The organism is Bifidobacterium sp. H6bp9 (genome assembly GCF_032193695.1).
Classification (GTDB): Bacteria; Actinomycetota; Actinomycetes; order Actinomycetales; family Bifidobacteriaceae; genus Bombiscardovia; species Bombiscardovia kimbladii.
This window is the reverse complement of sequence record NZ_JASTZY010000006.1, coordinates 58272-77699: the sequence shown is the minus strand read 5'-3', so window position 1 is coordinate 77699 and position 19428 is coordinate 58272. Positions and strand designations below refer to the sequence as shown.

Genomic DNA, 19428 nt, shown 5'->3' with positions numbered 1-19428 from the left:
CGTCCAGCACTTAACTGGGTAAAATGACTCCGGCTGGCGTGCTGACAAGTACAGGCTTGCTACTGTACGCAGCTAGATTATCGCTGCCTGTAGGGATGCTGGTGTTGCCGAGCTGGCCGTACCCGTTCCAGCCCCAGGCGTACAGGTTGTGATCTGAGCCTAATGCCAGGGTGTGATCCCATCGGGTGCTTACTTGTGTCCAGGTGAATCCATTTGAAACACCTGCAGGCTTCGGAACCTTGACAGGAGTCAACTTGTTTTCGGTAGTTCCGTCACCAAGTTGTCCGCGGGTATTGTTTCCCCAAGCGTAGAGATTTCCGTCAGAACCGATAGCAAGAGAGGAATGGTCGCCAGCGGCAATGGTAGTGAATGTGAATTGGTCCGATGTATTGGCCGGCTTGTTTATTTTCACTGGAGTTTGTCGCAAAGTGGTGCTGTTATCGCCCACTTGCCCTGAACTATTATCACCCCAGGCATAAAGACTTCCATCCGACCCAAGAGCCAAGGAATGGGTTGCTCCTGAAGTAATTTGAGAGAATTTGATGTTACGGGTCGCTGGGGGAGTCAGCGTCACTGTGGTGCCTCCCAATGCAGTTCCGTGTGCAGGCGCCAAGGACCAATGGCCGTCGCCAGCTGTCCATTTTGCGGTCAGCTTCAAGTTGCTGGTGACGGGCTGGTTGAAGTCGTAGGCTACTTGACCGATGAACCAGCCATCGAAGAAGTATCCGTGCCTGGTTGGATCGGTCGGGCGTTTTGCCAGACCTCCCGAAGGCATAGTCTGAGTGGCAGGGGTCGCTGTGTTAGCCTGAGTCGTGTCAAAGGTGACTGAACATTGATTATTGGCGCAGGGGCTTGCCGACCGGGTGGAAGTGGCAGAGCTTGCTGAGGTTAGTGCAGTGGGGGATGGAAAAGTAGGGGAGGGTGTTGTTTGGATACGGAAATCTGACGTTTGGGCCACTGTTGGCGTGGGAGTATTAGAGGGAGTTTGAGTTGAACCAGGTATGCCTGGGATCAGCCCCCCCCCCCCCATGATTTTCTTTGCTTTGCGATGCTGTTGGGGATGCGGTAGCATCCGCTTGTGCCAGGTCGATTCCCGAGAGATTTGCCAATACGAGCCCTGAGGCGATAATAGCTGCAAGAGAAGCTATGCAGCACGCACGACTCCTAGATGAGGATTGCATACAGTCTCCTTCGAAAGCAACAGTGCATGCAACGTGGCACCTGCATCCCCGACTCAATCCCCAAGACCAGCTTGCATGACGTTCAATAGAAATTAGTCTATCACTGCCTTGGAATATAGGGGTTTCATCCGGGCTTTGCTCTTGCCTTTACGATCGAATTGTAGGCAGGTAATTAACTGATTGCTTCTTAGGCAAAAAAAGAACTTCCGGCAAACCGAAGAAGCCTGCCGGAAGTTCCTGATTGAGTTTTATGAAAAGGGATCAGTACCAGTTGGATGACTGGGAATGAGACCATGCACCACAGGGAGTCCCATAGCGGCCCTGGATGTAGCCCAGTCCCCAGACGATCTGGGTGTGGGCGTCAGTCTGCCAGTTGGGGCCGGCCGAGGCCATCTTGCTGCCGGGCAATGCCTGGGGAATGCCATAGGCACCTGAGGGGTTTGCAGCATTGGTCCGCCAACCGGACTCCTTGTTCCACAGCTGTACCAAGCAGGTGAACTGGTCTTCGCCCCAGCCGCGGGAGGTGACCAGATCATGCGCGATGCTCTGGGCTTCGCCCACAGGGGTCGTGGTGGTAGTCGAACCGGACTGCGCAGGGGCGCCACCGCCAGTGCCCACCAGGATCACCTTATCGACGGGAACGGTCTTGACAAAGGAAGCGAAGATATTGCTGGTTAGGTGCTTGCTGCCGGCTGCGGTGACCAGGCTGGTGGTTTCCATGACGCCGTTCTGTCCCTCGGTCTTGACCTTGGTGGTGCCTGCAGGCAGGGAGTCGGTCTTCTCCTCGATGGTGTTGAAGGGGATGGGCGATTCGTCCGTCTTGACCTGGGCGTTGGCCCGGTCGATGCGGATGACGGTCTTCTCGCTGACCCGGCTGGTCAGTGAGGGGGTAATTTGGTCGCCCGGCTGCAAGGTGATGTCTCCGGCCTCCAAGACCGATTTGACATTGGTGAAGCCGTTGCCCAGCACCACCTTGTTCTTCCCGTTGATCTGCACATTCACATATGAGGTATCGGAGTTGGCGCCGCCCGCACCATTGCGGATGGCCTGCCTGGTGCTCCCACGGGATACCGTACCAAGGCCCTGGGTGGCTGAATACGATGCCACCCCTGCCTTGGCGGAACTCTCGTTGGATGTGTAAAAGTCGCGCGAGACGAAGCCCGCGCCAATAACCATGCCGAGAACGGTGACGCCGGCGGCTAGCCGCAGCCACTGACGCTTGGTCAGAGCCTTGACCGCACTCATCCGTCCTCTACGGTGGTTCGCCATTACTCTCCTCTGTTGGACCGACAGATCCTCAGTGATCAGTCGACTGGTCGGTTCCTATCGACCGCACGCTTCCGGCAGTGCCGAAAGGGTCACTGGACAAACACAGCTCTACTTTAGTGCAAACCTGCCTTGGAACCAACTCGACCGGCTCAGACCTGTGCCGGGGTTGACAAATCGGCCTTGCGTGCCTGGTCGATCAGGTCGTCCAGGTCAGAAGACCTGAGCGCGCCGGCCTGCTTGAAGATGATCTGCCCCTGCTTGGTGATCATCAGCGTGGGCACCGCCTGGATGTCGGCGGCCGCGGCCAGATCCTGGTTCTGGTCGATGTCCACCTTGCCGAAGACGATGTCGGTGTTGGCCTGCGAAGCCTTCTCGAAGATGGGGCCAAAGGCCTTGCAGGGTCCGCACCAGGTGGCCCAGAAGTCAATCAGCACCAGATCGTTGTCCTTGATGGTCTGCTCGAAGTTGTCCGAGGTAATAGTCGTGGTGGCCATAATAACGCTCCTTGAAGTAGTTTGACTGTCGCGCGGGAAGCTCCCGTGCTTAGCAACCGCTTTCAATCATCAGCATTCCATCACGGCTGGAGAAAGCGCCCGAATATGCTCTGGGTGGAGATGTCCGACGGGGTCCTGCGGGCGGTCAAGCCTGGTACGGATAATGGAACCATGCCAGTGCTGAACGACGAGATTCCCGATGATGACGACTTCGATGCCGATCGCGACCGTGGCGCCTTCTCCCACATCACCCCAGAGGACTTCAACCGAGGCTTTTCGGGTTCGAATCCCCCCGGATGGCTGGACCGTGACGCCATCGACCGTGCCCGGCGTTGCCTGCCCATGCCCTATGTAGAGGTAGTGCCGGTTCGCGTGGATGAGATGAGCGCCGTCACCCAGGTGGGCACCCTTCTGCGCGTGGATGATCAGGGCAACATCGAGCGCACCCTGATCACCGGGCGGATCCTCTACCATGAGACCATCAGGGAGGCTCTGGCCAGAAACATCGCCAAGGATCTGGGCCAGCTGGCCCTGCCTGTACTGCCTGCCAGCCCCCAGCCCTTCACCGTGGCTGAGTTCTTCCCCACGCCAGGGGTCTCGGAGTATTACGATCCGCGCCAGCATGCCATCGCTCTGTGCTATCTGGTGCCGGTGGCCGGGGACTGCAAGCCCCAGGATGAGACCTTGGATGTGGAGTGGATCGATCCCAAGGGCGACATGCTGGAGTCCTTCATAAGCCAGATGCCCGGCGGGCACGGCAAGGTGCTGATGAGCGCCCTGACCTGGGCCGGTGCGCTGTGAACAGTGAATCCTTGGAGGCGGGCATGACCATTGCCAATACCGTATATCGACAGGGGGAGGGGCTGCCCTTGGTGCTGGTCCATGCCTTCCCTGTGGACCATCGCATGTGGGATCGGTGTGCGGCCTCGCTGATCGCCCAAGCGGATCGTGCGGGTATGGCCCCCTTCCCCGTCTATGCTCCGGATATGCCCGGGGCAGGCGATTGCCCCCTGCCTGGGCCAGCGTCCTGTGGTCCGGCAGACTCTGATGGCGCCCTGCCTGGCGCCCTGGATGCCATGGCTCAAGCCTTTGTGGACATGATCGCCGCCACGGGGGCGCAGAAGGCCATCTGGGTCGGGCTTTCCATGGGCGGCTACCTGGTAGAGGCCGTGGCCAGGCTTTATCCGCAGACGGTGGCCGGGCTGGCCCTGTGCGACACCACCATGATGGCTGACCGTCCGGCCTCCAGGGCCAACCGCCTGCAGATCGCCAGAACCTGCGAGGTGGAGGGGACGCTGGATCCGGTCATGCACTTCGCCAGGCCCCAGGAGGGCGATTCCACGGTCAAGCGCTCGCCCGCCTTCGTGCAGACCATGACCGAATGGATACAGTCCCAGGACCCCCAGGGCATCGCCTGGCGTGAACGGATGGCCGCAGGCCGCCCGGATCAGAGCGGCCTGGCCGGCAGCATCAGAGTGCCTGCGGCCCTGGTCAGCGGCCGCTGCGATCCCTCCAGCCCTCCACGCACCATGGAGCCTCTGGCTCAGGCCATGCGCCAGGCCGGAACCGATGTCGCTTTTACCGCCATCGACGACTGTGGCCACTTCAGCGCCGTCGAGCATCCCGATCAGGTGGCCGCTGCCCTGCTGGACCTGGTTCAACGCGTAGGGAGGCAAGCATGAGCGATCCTGAAACGGTCTTTTCCCCGCTGGCCCTTACCGGGCCTCTGCCCTTTTTGCCTTTGGCCCAGGGGGACGTGGACTATGACACGGCATCGCGGCAACAGCCCGGGTTGCTTGACCATCTGCTGGAACAGGAAGGCACTGGGGTCATCCTGGTGCGGGGCGAGAAGGTGGCCGTGCCCAGGGGCAAGGGGGCCTTGGCCTCTCGCACCGGGGCCAGCATCCGTCTGGCTACCCTGCCTGCCGCATACTTGCGGGGTCCTCTGGCAGGCTCGACGGGCCAGTCTGAGCCTCCCTGCTACTACCTGGGGGCGGCCGACAATCAGTCCTGGCTGGCCCTGGATCTGAATCTTGCCTGCGCTGGTCGGGCTGTCCAGGACCCTCTTCGTGACCTGGCTCAGGCCGCGGACCAGCGCTTCGACTGGCTCGCCCTGCGCGAGTACGCTCCTCATGGCCGTCCGCGGCAGGTGGGCCTGGCAACCTGCGCGGTCGCCCTGTCCGTGTGGCATGGACGCCAGGCCTTCTGCCCCCGCTGCGGCGCTCCGGTCCATCCTTGCCAGGCCGGATGGGCTCAGATCTGCCAAGGGAGTGCATCAGGAGACAGGCACACGCTCTTTCCCCGCATCGAGCCCGCAGTGATCATGGCCGTGGTGGACAGCCGCGATCGGCTTCTGCTCCAGCACAATCGGCAGTGGGCTCCCGATTTTCGTTCAGTCACTGCTGGATTCGTCGAGGCTGGGGAGAATCTGGAGCATGCAGTCCGGCGGGAGACCCTGGAGGAGGTGGGCCTGAACCTGGGGGAGGTGCGGTACCTGGGCTCCCAGCCCTGGCCCTTCCCATCCTCCCTGATGGTGGCCTTCAGAGCCAGATCCCTGAATACGGACATCCGGGTGGATGGTCAGGAGACCGATGACGCCAACTGGTTCACGCGGGAGGAACTCGGCGCTGCCTTGGCCTCGGGCCGGTTGCGCATACCCCAGACGGCCAGCGTGGCCAGGCACATGATTGAGCAGTGGTATGGCAGCGAGCTCTGACCCATTTGGGAAGTCCCGTGCTTTCGGACCTGGTCCTGTCGTAAGATATTACAGGGAACTGTAAGCAGCGAAAGGTGTGCTATGGCCATGGAGGGGCAAGAAGAGCCTCGTATCTCGGACGTCGACCAGGCCGAAACTGTGACCATGCCGCCGACGGCCGGTGACGGGCCCGACCCTGTGGACCTGTCCGCTGATAAGCAGGCGAATCGGGCACTAGGCGCAGGTCCCGCCCACGAGGCCTCGTCGGGCCGTCATCGGGGGCGTACCATCCTGGCCCTGCTGCTTCTGGCTGTGCTGATTCTGGTAGGGTGCTGGTTCGGCGCCCGTGCCTTCTTCCGTGATCGGGTGGCACCCGGCGTCACCTTGGGCGGAAAGATGATGATGGGCCGGACCAGCGACCAGGTCCGTCAGATCGTCGATCAGCAGGTGCGTGACTCCCAGGTGGAGCTCAAAGGCGAAGGGGCCTCCGCGCGGGCCGGGCTAAAGGACTTGGGTGTGAGCGTGGATCAGGATGCCACGGTCACACGGGTCATGACTGCCAAGGGCTCTGCAGGCCTCTCCCGGCTCAACCCCTTCCATAGCGAAGCTGTACCCTTGGTGGCCGAGCGGGACCAACTGGCCATGAATAAGTATCTGACCGAGCACTTCATCGACCGCCAGGACCGTTCCGTCCCCTCTACCATCGTCTTTGATTCCGGCGCCCACGCTTTCAGGGCCCAGGAGGGGCGTGGCGGCAAGGGGCCCGAGCTGGGCCGTGTGCAAAGTGCTGTCTCCTCCCTGATAGACAAGCCTGGCAGGCGGCTGGCCGTAGGGTTGGTCTACAAGGACGTGGGCATGCCCATCAGCCTGGATACGGCCAATCAGGTGGCTTCTCAAGCCAATCAACGGCTGGCCAAGGACCTGGTCATCAAGGGGACCGATGACGATGTCATGACTGTTCCGGCCGCCACCGTGGCCACCTGGGTCAAGCCGGTGACAGACCTCGGCAAGGGGACCATGGAGCTGGGCTTCGATCGGCAGGCCATCCAGCAGTATCTGGACCAGGAGCTGGCCAGGCATCTGGATCGGGATATGGTCACCGCCGTCAACGTCAAGAACACCAAGGGTGAAGTGGTAGCCGAGACCACCAAGGGTGTGGACGGGGTCCGGGTTTCGGATGTACCCGCCACAGCTGATCTGGTCGTCAAAGCCCTGGTCCAGGGTGACGCGAACCCGGTTCAGGCGCGTGCCGAGGTCACCCCGCATAAGGAGCAGACACGTGTGGCCCGCTACGATGTGCCTGACGGCGACACCTGGATCCGGGTCAACCTGAGCGATCAGACCGCCACCGCCTACCATGGCACCACCGAGGTCAAGACCTTCCCCATCTGCTCGGGCAGGCCCTACGACGGGGACTGGTCAGATACCGGCACCTTCTTCATCAACGTGCGCTACACAGTCCAGACCATGCGCGGCCCCGGCTACGTCTCGCCCAATGTCAGATGGGTCTCCTACTACAACGGCAGCGAGGGCTTCCACACGGCCGACTGGAACTACGGGGGCATCGCCAAGGGCGACCCCACCCACTACGGATCCCACGGCTGCATCAATATGTACGAGCAGGATGCCAAATGGATCTACGACAACGCCCCGGCCGGGACCATGGTCAAGGTGGAGGGGCAGGTTCCGCCAGGTCCGGCCCGGTAGATGCACCTGTCGCGGCAGACGGTCGAGTAGGCTGGAACCATGAGCGATGAACACAGTGATGGAACCTCCCGTTTGGACGTGCCCGACCACCTGCGGTATTCCCAGGATCACGTCTGGATCGACCCCAGTCAGTCTCCTGCGCCTATGGGCGTGACCGAATATGCGGCGGACCAGTTGGGAGACCTGGTATTTTTGGATCTGCCCGAGACCGGCACCCACGTCGATGCTGGCGACGAGGTCATCGAGCTTGAGTCCTCCAAGGCGGTGGAGCCGGTGGTTTGCCCAGTGGCGGGCACCATCGCCTACGTCAACAGGGCGGCCTCGGACGATCCTGAGGTCATCAATTCAGACCCTTATGGGGAGGGCTGGATAGCCAAGATCGACCTGGAGGATGACGAGCCCGATCTGATGAGCGCCGAGGAGTACGGTCAGCTGCTGAAGAGCCTGAACTGACGGTTCGGATATGACCAGGCGATCCGGCCGTGACGGAGGGCCCCTGCGGGTCCGATCGGTCAGCACCACCTTCGATTCAGCTACGCCCGGGGAGGACATCCAGAGCAGACCTGCTCCGGTGCGTCTGCTGAGGCATCTGATAACGGGCGCCTTCGACCTCTGGGTGGGCCTGTCCATCAATATGACAGGCCGCATGGGCTGGTCGGCCGACGTCCAACCTTATGTGGGTTATGGCACTGAGTCATACTCCCGGCTGATCTGTCGCACTATTCTGACCGACGGCCGCAGACGCGAGGATCCGGCCATCCGAGGCATTCGCGGTCTGCTGACCGTACCCGCGCCCCGGACCAGGGTCAGGCTGGCCATCGACAGCACCGCCATCGGGAGGGTGCAGGTGGGCGATTCCTCGGTCTACGATGCCGTCGACCCCAGCCGCAGCCTGAGCGCGGATGCGGTCTTCTCTGACCGATCGGGCTACCTTGATCTGGTGGCCGAGCATCGGCTGACCGCAGGCGTGCACCGGGTCTCCTACCAGGTGCGGGGCCGCAGGCCTGTCGACGCGCCGCTGTACATCGTGCCCGGCCAAACGCCGGTCGGCGTCATATCCGACGTGGACGACACCATCATGATCAGCCAGGTGCCCAATCATTGGAAGGCTGCTTGGAACCTGCTTCTGTCAAATCCGCACCGCAGGTCTTCGGTGCCGGGCATGGCCGTGCTCTACAACCGTATCCGCGACCTGGACCCCCGGATGCCCTTTTTCTACCTGTCGGCCTCGCCCTGGAATGTGGAGGGGTCCATACGCGGCTTCATCCGCGACCACGGCTTTCCGGCCGGCCCCCTGCTGCTGCGGGATCTGGATCCCAGGCCCAAGACCTTCGTGCCCTCCATCGTGCAGCACAAGATGGAGTTCATCCACCAGCTCATGGCTGACTTCCCCAAGATGCGCTTCGTGCTCATGGGCGATGACGGGCAGAGCGACCCCGCCACCTTCGCCCAGGTGGTGCGCCAGTATCCGGACCGGGTCCTGGCCATCGGCATCCGCCAGCTGAGCCCCCAGGAGACCGGGTTGGGATCCTTGTTCAAGCGCACTGCCACCCAGCCGATGCCGGTGACGCAGGTGCCGGTCTTCTACGGGACCACGGGCGCCAACCTGATGCGAACCCTGCTGCCCTATCTGCGTCGTCGCGCCAGAATATAATCGCCCCATGAGTTTTTCGGCCGTCAATCCCGCGCCTCCTCATGCACAACGCCGTCCCGCTGATCGGTGCTTCCATGGGGATCACTTCGAAGATCCCTATGAGTGGATGCGCAACCGGGAGGATCCTGCCACCCAGGCCTATGTGCGCGACCAGAACAGCTACTGCCAGGAACGGCTGGCTGGCCAGAAGGGCCTGCGGGCTACCTTGCTCAAGGAGTTCACCGACCGGGTGCAGCAGACCGACATGTCGGTGCCAACCCGGATGCACGGCTACTGGTACTTCTCACGGACGCTCAAGGGCCAGGAGTACGGGGTGCAGTGCCGTCTGCCTGTGCGCGGCCAGAATGACTGGGATCCTCCGACAGTTCAGGCTTCATCGGCGCCCGGGTCCATGCCGGGCGAGGAGGTCATCTTCGACGCCAACGCCGAGGCGGAGGGCTACGACTTTTTCTCCCTGGGCTGCCTGGATCTGAGCGCCGACGGTCGATGGATGCTCTACGGGCTGGACACCAGGGGCAACGAACGCTACGACCTGCGCATCCGGGATCTTTCCCAAGGCCGAGACCTGCCTGATCGGATCGACCAGGTCTCCTCCGGGGCAGTGCTGACCCCCGACGGCCGATGGGTCTTCTACACTGGCCTGGACAAGGCCTGGCGTCCGGACACGGTCTGGCGGCATAAGGTGGGCACTGCGGCCGACCAGGATGTCCTGGTCTACCAGGAGGGCGACGAGCGTTTCTGGGTGGGGCTGGGCCTCAGCTACGACGAATCCGCCATGCTGATTGCCACCGGGTCCAAGACCACCAGCGAGGTGCTCATGCTGGACCTGAAGGATCCGCAGGGCGAGTTTGTGCCCTTGATCCCCCGCAAGGAGGGGGTCGAGTACGACATCAGCCTGGCCAGATTCGAAGATGCCGGTCCGGCAGGGGAGGACCTGCCGGTGGCTGTGGTCTACCACAATGTAAACAACCCCAACTTCGAGGTGGATCTGATCGATCTGCGCAGCCACCGTCCGCCGTTTCGCCTGGGAGAAGGGGTGCGGCTGGCCCAGGGCAGCCCCTATGGCTGCGAGCGCTCCGGAGGCCTGGCCTCCCTGCCGCCCGAAAAGCCCTTCCATGACCCGGGCAATCCCGCCATTCTTCAAGGCGCTCGCGGGCTGGGAATCGAGGGGCTGGGCATCCACCGCGGCTTTGTGGTTCTGACCTACCGGGCCGACAGCCTGCCTCATATGGCTGTCATCGCCAAGGATCAGGCACTTGAAGATCTGCGGGCTGGTCGGCCCTGGCGCTTCCATGAGGTCCTGCCCGGCCAGGCCAGGGACGGCATTGACCGTCTCTACAGCATCGGCCCCACGGACAATCCCTCCTACCAGGCCCCCGGGCTGCGCTACATCCGGGGCAGCTATGGGACCCCGGCCGAGCTGCGCGAGCTGGACCCGGTCCGGGGCGTGGACCGATTGCTCAAGCGGGCCCGGGTGCTGGGCGACTTCCGGCCCGAGCGCTACGCCGAGCGTCGGGTTCTGGTACGTGTCAGGGATGGGGCTTTGGTGCCGGTGTCTCTGGTCTGGCGTCGGGGCATGCATCCGGAGCTGGATGCCTGCGGGAGGACCGGGCCCGACGATACGGTCATCCAGGCTCCCGGAAACCCTGAACGCCGCCCTTGGCCGGACCGTGATCCGGGCTGGTCTGCACCCATGTTCATCACCGGGTATGGAGCCTACGAGATCAGCCAGGATCCGGGCTTCTCCACCGGTAGGCTCAGCCTGCTGGACCGAGGCGTGCTCTACGCTGTTCCCCATGTGCGCGGCGGCGGGGAGATGGGCCGCGCCTGGTACGAGCAGGGCCGCCGGCTGCACAAGGTCAACACCTTCCTGGACTTCATCGACGTGACTGCCGCCCTGCAGGCCCAGGGTTGGGCGGATCCACGTCATACGGTGGCCAACGGCGGGTCGGCCGGCGGGCTGTTGATGGGGGCCGTGGCCAACATGGCCCCTCAGCTCTATGCCGGCATCGAGGCGGATGTGCCCTTCGTGGATGCGCTGACCAGCATCCTGGACCCGGACCTGCCGCTGACCGTGACCGAATGGGACGAGTGGGGAGACCCCCTGCACGATCAGCAGGTCTACCGGTATATGCGCTCCTACTCGCCCTACGAGAACGTGCCTGACGCTGATAGCAGGCGCCGGCTCTTCGGCAGCGACCACTTCCCTGCCATCCTGGTGACCACATCCATGAACGACACCCGGGTGCTCTACGTGGAGCCGCTCAAGTGGGTGGCCAGGCTGCAGGAGCCGCAGGTGGGGGCCGATGCGCTGATCAGGATCGAGGTCCAGGCAGGCCACGGAGGCATCAGCGGACGTTACCGGCAGTGGGAGGAGCTGGCCTTCGAGAACGCCTGGTGTCTGTCCATCATGGTCCCTCAAAGCTGCTGAACCTGGCCTGTCCGGGATTCGGTCGGGGTCGGGAAAGGGCCCTGGCAGGCTCGTTATGCTCGGGGTATGACAAATAGCAAGCAGAAAACATATCACATTGCGGTCATTGCCGGTGACGGCATCGGCAAGGAGATCGTTCCCCAGGCTCAGGCTGTGCTGGAGAAGGTGACCCGGGGCAAGGCTGATATCCGCTATGAGGACTTCGATCTGGGCGCTGAGCGCTACCTGCGTGATGGAGCCGTTCTGCCCGACGAGGATCTGGACCGGCTCAAGCAGCAGGATGCCATCCTCCTAGGGGCCATCGGCGACCCCCGGATCAAGGCCGGCATTCTGGAGCGGGGACTGCTGCTCAAAATGCGTTTCGAGCTGGACCAGTATGTCAACCTTCGTCCATCCAAGCTCTACAAGGGCGTGGTGTCGCCCCTGGCCAATCCGGGTGACATCGACTTCGTGGTCGTGCGGGAGGGCACCGAGGGGCTTTATGCCGGGGCTGGCGGCTCCATTCGCCGTGGCACCCCCCAGGAGGTGGCCACCGAGGTCTCCATCAACACGGCCTACGGGGCGGAACGGGTCATCCGCTACGCCTTCCAGCTGGCCATGAAGCGTCGCCGTCGCTTGACCTTGGTCCATAAGAAGAACGTGCTGACCAACGCGGGAGACATGTGGCAGCGGCTGGTCGACCAGGTGGGCCAGGAGTATCCCGATGTGGAGCGCGAGTACCTGCACATCGACGCCTCCACCATATTCCTGGTGACCGAGCCCAGCCGCTTCGACGTGATCGTGACCGACAACCTCTTCGGCGACATCCTCACGGACGAAGCGGGGGCTGTGGTGGGAGGCGTGGGCTACTCGGCCTCCGGCTGCATCAACGCCTCGGGCACCTACCCATCCATGTTCGAGCCCATCCACGGGTCCGCCCCCGACATCGCCGGCAAGGGGATCGCCAACCCCACGGCGGCCATCCTCTCGGCCGGGATGCTCCTGGATCATCTGGGCTTCGAGGATGAGGCGGCCAGCATCGAACGGGCCGTGGAGGACGACATCGAACGCTCCGGCTCCACCCAGCGGAGCACGGAGCAGATCGGCAGAGATATCCTAAGCCGTCTGTAATCGGGCCGGATGGCGGCTAGACTGGAGGGCATGACTATGGATGATGCCCCCCAGCCGGACGACCGGCAGTCCAGCGATATGCCGACAGGGAATCCCGGCTTCGGTCCCTCCCCGTTCCCGCAGGTTCCGCCCGAGCATCAGGAACCTGCCGGGGGAGACACCGATGCCAGAGCAGCCCAGACGGGCCAGTCAGGTCCAGATGCAGTTGACGGGCAGCAGCAGGCTTCGGGCTATCCAGCTGGCCCTGATTTTGGCGCGGGGAATCAGAATCCGTATCAGACCGGTCAGTATTCCTCCGGCCAGTATCCCACGAGTCAGTATCCCCATGGTGGGTATCCGACAGGTCAGAGGGGCAATGCCGGATACCCGTTTGCCCCTCAGGAGGGCGAACAATATCCTGGGGCGTATCAGGCAGGGCCCTATCGGCCCGGTCAGTATCCGACGGCCGGGTATCCAGCCGGTCAGCAGTATCCGACCGGTCAGCAGTATCCTGCTGGGCAGTATTCCGGTGGCCAGTATCCTGGGGGCCAGAATCCTCCAAGTCCCTATCAACCGGGACCGGGCTATCCCGGTCAGTACCCGTCTGGCCAGTACCCACCGAGCGGGTACCCGGGCAATCGATACCCAACAGGACAGTATCCAGGCAATCAGTATCCTGGCGGGCAGTATCCGCCGCAGGCTCCTATGCCTTGGCCCTACCCGGGCATGCCCCAGGGCGGGTATCCCGGAGCTATGCCCAGCGGCAGGAGTCCCTATCCAATATCACCCACTCCGCACAGCAAGCTGGCTGCCGGACTGCTCAGCATCTTTCTGGGCTGCTTCGGCGTGGGCAACTTCTACCTGGGCAGAACCGGCCGGGGTGTGGCTCAGCTCATGCTCACCCTGATCGGCTTCCTCTTCTTCTTCATCGGGCCGACCATCGCCATGATTTGGGGGCTGATCGAAGGCATCCTGATTCTGACGTCCTCATCCGGCTCCTTCTGGCATCGTGACGCTCGCGGGTGGGAGTTGACGGATTGAATCCGGCCCTTCTGCGCGGCGTCGGCAAGCAGATGGGCGGTAAGCTTGCGGCCGTAACCCTGACCTTGGGCCAGGGGCCAGACTCCCGTCCAGTCATTGCTTCCTGCAGGATTGACGGCGACTTCTTTACGGAGCCGGCCCCGGCAGCCTCCCGTGAATACGAGGAGGATCGCAGTCCGGTATCCCGGCTGGAATCCGCAATTTGCGGCATCCCGCTGCCCTTGGATCCTGGTCTGGCTCTGAAGAGGCTGGACAAGGTCATGGCAGAGGGGGATGGTCAACGGGTAGTCGGCGTGTCCCCATGGACCCTGGTGACCGCACTGGAGCGCGCCCTGCCGGCTGGGCTGGTCATCCACAGGCATGAAGAGCACGACCAGGCGTTTTTTCAACAGCCGCAGCCGGACGAGGTCGAATGCCGCCGCCGTTGGTCTGGCCTGAAGCTGAATCTGATCAGGGACCGCCCACGGGAGCCGGTCATGCAGATGGCCATGGATCAGGCTCTCAATGATGCCGTAGCCCAGGGCCAGCTGCTGCCCACCCTGCGCATTTGGGATTGGTCGGCGCCGGCGGTGATCCTTGGGCGCTTCCAGTCCCTGAGCCAGGAGGTCCACGCGGAGCGGGCGCGCAGTCTGGGCTTCACCTTGGTTCGCCGATGCACCGGCGGTGGCACCATGGTCATTCAGCCCGACCGGGCCATCACCTATTCGCTCTATCTGCCCCTGGACTTCGTCAAGGGGACCGATCTGATCGACTCCTACCGGATCTGCGACTACTGGCTGGTTCGCGGTCTGCGCATGCAGGGGATTCAGGCCGGATGGCAGGGCATGAATGACATCGCCTCCCCGCGGGGCAAGATGGGGGGCGCCGCCCAGCGCAGGCTGCCAGCAGGCTCCCGCGGACCGGGCGGACTGCTCCACCACACCACCCTTTCCTATTCAGTGGATGCCGATCTGATGGCCCAGGTGCTCAAGGTGGATCCGGCGAAATTCCACGACAAGGCCGTGACCTCGGTCAGAAGCCGGGTGGATCCCATCGACAGGCAGACCAGGCTGTCCCGCCGATCCCTGATCGATGCCCTTCTGGAAACCGTGCCCTCCCTGGTGTCGGATCTACGCATATCGAGTCCTGCGCCCGAGGTCGAGCAACGGGCCCGCACTCTGGCCCAGCAGCGCTACGGCCGTGGGGAGTGGACCGCCCAGATCGCCTGACCGGCAAGGGGGTTGATGTGTATGGGTATAATCGTGCTCAGTCGCGTCGAACCCGGCGTGAGGTCATCAACCATGCGTGAGTCGGTGCAGACCCGCCAGACATGGCGAAAAGGAGTGCAGAGTATGGCGGTTCACAAGCCCAACGAGATTCCCGATGACGGGAACGCCCTCAGGCAGACCGCCCTATTCAAACAGGTGCCCAGGCAGGACGCCGACCAGCTTTTGGACACCATGCACGAGTCCACTTATGCCAAGGGGTCCACGGTCTTCCGACAGGGGGACACCGACCACCGGATGTATCTGCTGGAGGAGGGCAGGGTCAAGCTGGTCCGCCAGTCGCCCGACCGCCGCATCCAGCTGCTCAGCATCCATGGGCGCGGGGAGATCCTGGGCGAGATTCCCGTCTTTGACCCCTCCGGCGGGCCGCGCACCGCCTCGGCTGTGGTCATGGTCAACAAGACCAAGGTGGCTGCCCTGGATCACGATGCCCTCTTCGATTGGCTCAACCAGCATCCCAAGGTGGCTGTGGACATGCTTCAGGTGCTGGCCCACCGCCTGCGGACCGACAACGAGCGCATCTCCGACCTGGTCTTCCTGGACGTGCCGGCCCGTCTGGCCAAGACCCTGCTGGATCTGGCCACACGCTTCGGCGAGCCCTTCGAGCAGGGGCTGATGGTCCCCTACGATCTGACCCAGGAGGAGCTGGCCCAGCTGGTCGGAGCCTCACGGGAGACCGTCAACAAGGCCCTGATGGACTTCTCCAACCGGGGATGGATCTCTCGCAAGGGCCGCACCATCATCATTTTCCAGCCCGGACCTTTGATTCGACGCTCACGCATGTGAACGCCGCTGCCAGGTAGAGCCAACGGCCTAGGATGGAGACCATGCCCGAACAAAAGAAATCCATGTCGGTCAGGCGCTTCTTCACGCTGCTGCTGGCTTACCTCATCTTCTGCGTCGCAGGTGGCGTGGTCGTCTCTGGTTTCCTGTTCCCCGCAGTCTTCGGCATCAACGCCGTCTCCAGGAATCTGATGCCCGCCCTGAAGACGGAGAACATCGACTTCAACGTCAACGATCTGCCCCAGCAGTCCCGCCTCTACGCCTCCGACGGGCATACCGTCATCGCCACCTTCTATGCGCAAAACCGGATCGTGGTGCCCATCAAGGACGTCTCCGACTACATGCAGAAGGCCGTGGTGGCCCGTGAGGATCGTCGTTTCTTCGAACATGCAGGCGTGGATACTCAGGGCGTGCTCAGGGCCTTCATCCAGACCTACATCAAGCAGGGCGACACCCAGGGCGGTTCCTCCCTGACTCAGCAGTACGTCAAGAACGTGCTCATGAACCAGGCCGAGGAAAACAACGACCCCATCGCCGAGTACCACGCCCAGGAGGAGACCATAGCCCGCAAGATGCGGGAGATGCTGATCGCGGTGCAGATGGAGAAGAAGTACTCCAAGGCCGAGATTCTTCAAGGGTACTTGAATATCGCCCAGTTCGGCACCAATGTCTACGGGGTTGAGTCGGCAGCCAGGCGCTACTTCAGCAAGTCGGCCAAGGATCTGGATCCGGGCGAGTCGGCCACCATCGCCGCCGTGACCAAGAATCCCGCACGCTTCGACCCCACCGTCAATATCAAGGCCGCTCAGGAGCAGCGGAACATCGTCCTGGATCTGATGAGGCAGGAGAACTACATCAGCCAGCGCCAGTATGAGGAGAACAAGGCCAAGCCGCTGGATCAGATGCTGCATGTGCAGTCTGCGGACGCCGGCTGCCAGGCGGCCGGGGACGCGGCCTTCTTCTGTGACTACGTGACCAAGCAGATCCTCAACTCCAAGGAGTTCGGCAAGAGCCAGGAGGATCGCAACAAACTCCTCAAGGAGGGCGGCCTGGACATCTACACCACCATGGACGTCAACGCCAACGCCGCAGCCATGAAGGCGGCCCGGGACACCATCCCCGTGGATGATCCGTCCGGCTTCGAAGTCACCATGGCGGCCATTCGCCCGGGCACCGGCGAGGTCTTGGGCTTCGGCATCAACCGCATTTACGACGCCACCCAGAACTCCGGCGGCGGCACCCGCACGGCCATCAACTATGCAGTGGACCAGCAGGACGGCGGCGGCTGGGGCTTCCCCGTGGGCTCCACCTGGAAACCCATCAATCTGGTGGCCTGGATGAAGGCCGGCAAGTCCATCAATCAGCCCCTGCGCACCTCCACCAGCTATCCGCAGGCCGCCTTCGCCTGCAAGACGGCTGACGGTACCCCCTATGGATTCGGCACTGGCAGCTGGCATGTTGAGAACTCGGGCGGCGGCACCACTTCGCCGGAGAGCCCCCTGCAGGGCCTGATCCGCTCGCACAACACCACCCAGGCCTCCATGGCCCAGCAGATTGGTCTGTGCAGCATAGCGGATACAGCCAAGGACATGGGCTACCACAATTCGCCCAAGGACCAGATGGACATCCACTCAGACAACAGCTTTCAGCCGCCTATGACCATCGGATCGGTCCAGGCCTCACCGCTGACCATGGCCAACGTCTACGCCACCATCGCCGCCAAGGGCGTGGCCTGCAGCCCTATTGCCATGACCAAGGTGATCGATAAGAACAAGCGTTCCATCAAGGTGCCCAAGGCCAACTGCCATCAGGCCATCGACCCGGGCATCGCCGAGACCACCGCCTATGCCCTCAACCAGGGCGTGGTCCAGCCCGGAGGCGAGGCGGCCGTGACCCAGCTGGACGGGGGTCGCAAGACCTTCGCCAAGACGGGTACCCATGAGGACAAGTACATGCTGACCGGCGGATTCGTGCCCCAGGTGGCCTCCTTCGTCACTGTGGGCAATGCCGAGGGCCAGGTCTCCTTCAACGGCAAGTCCATCAACGGACGGTCCATGGGCACTTGGTACGGCATGTACATCGCCACCCCGGCATGGAAGGAGTTCATGAACACCTACCTGGCCGCTGCTAACATTCAACCGGACAACTCCTACGGCAACCCCGATGCACGCTTCACTGGCGGGGTCCAGCCTCAGCCTCAGCAGCCGGCTCCGATGCAGCAGCGTCAGATGACCCGTGGCGTAGAAGCGCAGGAGCCGGAGATCGGGGAGTTGACCTCGGAAGAGGCTCAAACAGTGCCCGCGGCCGACTAGTACCTGGCTGGATGACTGCTTGTCGAATCCCGGCTGGGATCCGAGCGAGGCTGTGCTTACAATGGAGACCATCAGGGATTCGTAGACGGGCGGAACCACGAGGGGTACGGCCGTCCGCCGGGAGAGGCAGGAACAGATGGTCCAGGAATATTCAGAGCTGGATGACAAGGCCCCTCGGGCCGACGGCCGGGTTAACGAGGATCAGGCCATGCCGGGGCCGGTGAGCGGCTCTGGCAGGTTGGATGTGTCCAAACCGATCTGGTCCTTTGAGTCGGATGCCGCCGACGGCAAGAAGAAGACTGGCAAGGCTGCCAAGGGGATCAAATCTTCCAAAAAGGACAAGAAGGCCAAGAAGGCGAAAAGAGTCAACAAGGCCAGGAAACCAAAATCGGGAAGAAGACAGGAGAAGGCCCTGCCTGCGCTCTTCCAGCCCATGGAACTGCGCGACCAGCACATCCGCAATAGGATCTGGATGCCGCCCATGGACACTTATTCGTCCCTGCGGCATGACGGGGTTCCTACCAACTTCCACTATCAGCACTATGTGTCCAGGGCCCTGGGCGGCTTCGGAGTCGTCATCGGGGAGGCCACGGCCGTAAACCCCCAGGGGCGGATCTCTCCCTGCGACGTGGGGTTGTGGGATGACGAGCAGACCAGGGCCTGGCAGGGCATCGTCCGGGATGTCAAGGCCGCTGGAGCCGTCCCCATCGTCCAGCTCAACCATTCGGGGCGCAAGGGCTCCTCCGGGTGCTCCTCCATGGGCTATATCAACGCCACCGTGCCCGTGGCCGAAGGAGGCTGGCAACCCGTGGGCCCCAGCCCCATCGCCTTCGGGAGGATGGCGGTTCCGGTCCAGCTCTCACGGGCGCAGATAGCCTCCATTGTGGCTGACTTCCGTTCCGCTGCCGTGCGGGCCGTTCAAGCCGGCTTCCTGGGCGTGGAGCTGCATGCCGCCCACGGCTACCTGCTCTCCCAATTCCTGGATCCCCTGATCAACCGCCGCAGCGACGAGTACGGGGGTGACCTGTCCGGCAGAATGCGCCTGCTGATCCAGGTGACCGATGCCGTGCGCGAGGTCATTCCCTCGGGCATGCCCCTGCTGGTGCGCATGTCCGCCACCGACTGGGCCACTGGCGGTTGGGGTCTGGACGAGACCATCCGCACTGCCAAGGTGCTCAAGCTGCACGGGGTGGACCTGATTGACGTTTCCACCGGGGGGCTGGTGCCAGGCGTGAAGATCCCGGCCGCTCCCAACTACCAGGTGCCCTTCTCCTACCAGGTGCGCAGCCAGGTGCTGATTCCCACCACAGCGGTGGGGCTGATCACCAAGCCCAGGCAGGCTGACCGGATCGTACGCAAGGGTCTGGCCGATGCGGTCGAGATCGGTCGAGCCAGCCTGCGCGACCCCTACTGGCCGCTCAGGGCCGCCTACAAACTGGGGCTGTCCGCTCAGCAGGCCCCCTACCCTGAGCCTTACCGGCGCGGGGCCTACGGCATCGCACGCTGA

General features: G+C 63.0%; 16 protein-coding genes. 13 read left to right on the top strand and 3 right to left on the bottom strand.

What is annotated here, in order from left to right; translation table 11 throughout:
• Positions 1-10 precede the first annotated feature (10 nt).
• The 3 genes from QRX40_RS07670 to trxA all read right to left on the bottom strand — a co-directional run bounded on the left by QRX40_RS07670 (position 11) and on the right by trxA (position 2944).
• The gene (locus QRX40_RS07670; protein WP_313837499.1) at positions 11-1030 is read right to left on the bottom strand and encodes an InlB B-repeat-containing protein; all 1020 of its coding nucleotides are present in this window, start codon (positions 1028-1030) and stop codon (positions 11-13) included.
• Positions 1031-1442: 412 nt separating this feature from the next.
• Positions 1443-2450, bottom strand: coding sequence for a G5 domain-containing protein (locus tag QRX40_RS07665; protein ID WP_313837462.1), 1008 nt, complete (start codon positions 2448-2450; stop codon positions 1443-1445).
• Between the two features lie 149 nt (positions 2451-2599).
• Positions 2600-2944 (bottom strand): thioredoxin, encoded by a 345-nt coding sequence (trxA, locus tag QRX40_RS07660; RefSeq protein ID WP_045923993.1) that lies wholly within the window; start codon positions 2942-2944, stop codon positions 2600-2602.
• A gap of 171 nt (positions 2945-3115) precedes the next feature.
• Here trxA and QRX40_RS07655 point away from each other — a divergent pair, with 171 nt between their 5' ends.
• The 13 genes from QRX40_RS07655 to QRX40_RS07595 all read left to right on the top strand — a co-directional run bounded on the left by QRX40_RS07655 (position 3116) and on the right by QRX40_RS07595 (position 19428).
• A complete protein-coding gene (locus QRX40_RS07655) occupies positions 3116-3745 on the top strand; it encodes an NUDIX hydrolase family protein (protein WP_101431990.1) in 630 nt (209 codons plus the stop codon).
• A gap of 23 nt (positions 3746-3768) precedes the next feature.
• Positions 3769-4626 carry an alpha/beta hydrolase gene (locus tag QRX40_RS07650; RefSeq protein WP_313837460.1) on the top strand — a complete coding sequence of 286 codons (858 nt, stop codon included), beginning with the start codon at positions 3769-3771 and terminating at the stop codon, positions 4624-4626.
• Positions 4623-5660 carry an NAD(+) diphosphatase gene (gene nudC / locus QRX40_RS07645; RefSeq protein WP_313837458.1) on the top strand — a complete coding sequence of 346 codons (1038 nt, stop codon included), beginning with the start codon at positions 4623-4625 and terminating at the stop codon, positions 5658-5660. The genes QRX40_RS07650 and nudC overlap by 4 nt, the downstream gene beginning before the upstream one ends.
• 81 nt (positions 5661-5741) lie before the next feature.
• A complete protein-coding gene (locus QRX40_RS07640; protein WP_313837456.1) occupies positions 5742-7346 on the top strand; it encodes a L,D-transpeptidase family protein in 1605 nt (534 codons plus the stop codon).
• A 39-nt stretch (positions 7347-7385) separates the two neighbouring features.
• Positions 7386-7799, top strand: a complete 414-nt coding sequence (gcvH, locus tag QRX40_RS07635; RefSeq protein ID WP_024627451.1) for a glycine cleavage system protein GcvH — start codon at positions 7386-7388, stop codon at positions 7797-7799.
• A gap of 10 nt (positions 7800-7809) precedes the next feature.
• Positions 7810-9000: a phosphatase domain-containing protein gene (locus QRX40_RS07630; RefSeq protein ID WP_313837454.1), complete on the top strand. Its 1191-nt coding sequence runs from the start codon at positions 7810-7812 to the stop codon at positions 8998-9000.
• A 7-nt stretch (positions 9001-9007) separates the two neighbouring features.
• A complete protein-coding gene (locus QRX40_RS07625) occupies positions 9008-11431 on the top strand; it encodes a S9 family peptidase (RefSeq protein WP_313837453.1) in 2424 nt (807 codons plus the stop codon).
• Between the two features lie 66 nt (positions 11432-11497).
• Positions 11498-12541: a 3-isopropylmalate dehydrogenase gene (locus QRX40_RS07620; protein ID WP_045923997.1), complete on the top strand. Its 1044-nt coding sequence runs from the start codon at positions 11498-11500 to the stop codon at positions 12539-12541.
• 30 nt (positions 12542-12571) lie between these two features.
• Positions 12572-13561: an NINE protein gene (locus QRX40_RS08780; protein ID WP_396184525.1), complete on the top strand. Its 990-nt coding sequence runs from the start codon at positions 12572-12574 to the stop codon at positions 13559-13561.
• Positions 13558-14769, top strand: a complete 1212-nt coding sequence (locus QRX40_RS07610; RefSeq protein ID WP_313837451.1) for a biotin/lipoate A/B protein ligase family protein — start codon at positions 13558-13560, stop codon at positions 14767-14769. Before QRX40_RS08780 ends, QRX40_RS07610 begins: the two co-directional genes overlap by 4 nt.
• Before the next feature lie 123 nt (positions 14770-14892).
• The gene (locus QRX40_RS07605) at positions 14893-15612 is read left to right on the top strand and encodes a Crp/Fnr family transcriptional regulator (RefSeq protein WP_024627458.1); all 720 of its coding nucleotides are present in this window, start codon (positions 14893-14895) and stop codon (positions 15610-15612) included.
• 41 nt (positions 15613-15653) lie between these two features.
• A complete protein-coding gene (locus tag QRX40_RS07600) occupies positions 15654-17921 on the top strand; it encodes a transglycosylase domain-containing protein (RefSeq protein WP_313837450.1) in 2268 nt (755 codons plus the stop codon).
• Between the two features lie 136 nt (positions 17922-18057).
• The gene (locus tag QRX40_RS07595; RefSeq protein ID WP_313837448.1) at positions 18058-19428 is read left to right on the top strand and encodes an NADH:flavin oxidoreductase/NADH oxidase; all 1371 of its coding nucleotides are present in this window, start codon (positions 18058-18060) and stop codon (positions 19426-19428) included.

Coding starts and splice junctions, on each gene's coding strand:
- QRX40_RS07655 (WP_101431990.1), top strand. CDS start 3,116: ATGCCAGTGCTGAACGACGAGATTCCCGATGATGACGACTTCGATGCC.
- trxA (WP_045923993.1), bottom strand. CDS start 2,944: ATGGCCACCACGACTATTACCTCGGACAACTTCGAGCAGACCATCAAG.
- QRX40_RS07640 (WP_313837456.1), top strand. CDS start 5,742: ATGGCCATGGAGGGGCAAGAAGAGCCTCGTATCTCGGACGTCGACCAG.
- gcvH (WP_024627451.1), top strand. CDS start 7,386: ATGAGCGATGAACACAGTGATGGAACCTCCCGTTTGGACGTGCCCGAC.
- nudC (WP_313837458.1), top strand. CDS start 4,623: ATGAGCGATCCTGAAACGGTCTTTTCCCCGCTGGCCCTTACCGGGCCT.
- QRX40_RS07595 (WP_313837448.1), top strand. CDS start 18,058: ATGGTCCAGGAATATTCAGAGCTGGATGACAAGGCCCCTCGGGCCGAC.
- QRX40_RS07630 (WP_313837454.1), top strand. CDS start 7,810: ATGACCAGGCGATCCGGCCGTGACGGAGGGCCCCTGCGGGTCCGATCG.
- QRX40_RS07650 (WP_313837460.1), top strand. CDS start 3,769: ATGACCATTGCCAATACCGTATATCGACAGGGGGAGGGGCTGCCCTTG.
- QRX40_RS07670 (WP_313837499.1), bottom strand. CDS start 1,030: ATGGGGGGGGGGGGGCTGATCCCAGGCATACCTGGTTCAACTCAAACT.
- QRX40_RS07625 (WP_313837453.1), top strand. CDS start 9,008: ATGAGTTTTTCGGCCGTCAATCCCGCGCCTCCTCATGCACAACGCCGT.
- QRX40_RS07620 (WP_045923997.1), top strand. CDS start 11,498: ATGACAAATAGCAAGCAGAAAACATATCACATTGCGGTCATTGCCGGT.
- QRX40_RS08780 (WP_396184525.1), top strand. CDS start 12,572: ATGACTATGGATGATGCCCCCCAGCCGGACGACCGGCAGTCCAGCGAT.
- QRX40_RS07665 (WP_313837462.1), bottom strand. CDS start 2,450: ATGGCGAACCACCGTAGAGGACGGATGAGTGCGGTCAAGGCTCTGACC.
- QRX40_RS07605 (WP_024627458.1), top strand. CDS start 14,893: ATGGCGGTTCACAAGCCCAACGAGATTCCCGATGACGGGAACGCCCTC.
- QRX40_RS07600 (WP_313837450.1), top strand. CDS start 15,654: ATGCCCGAACAAAAGAAATCCATGTCGGTCAGGCGCTTCTTCACGCTG.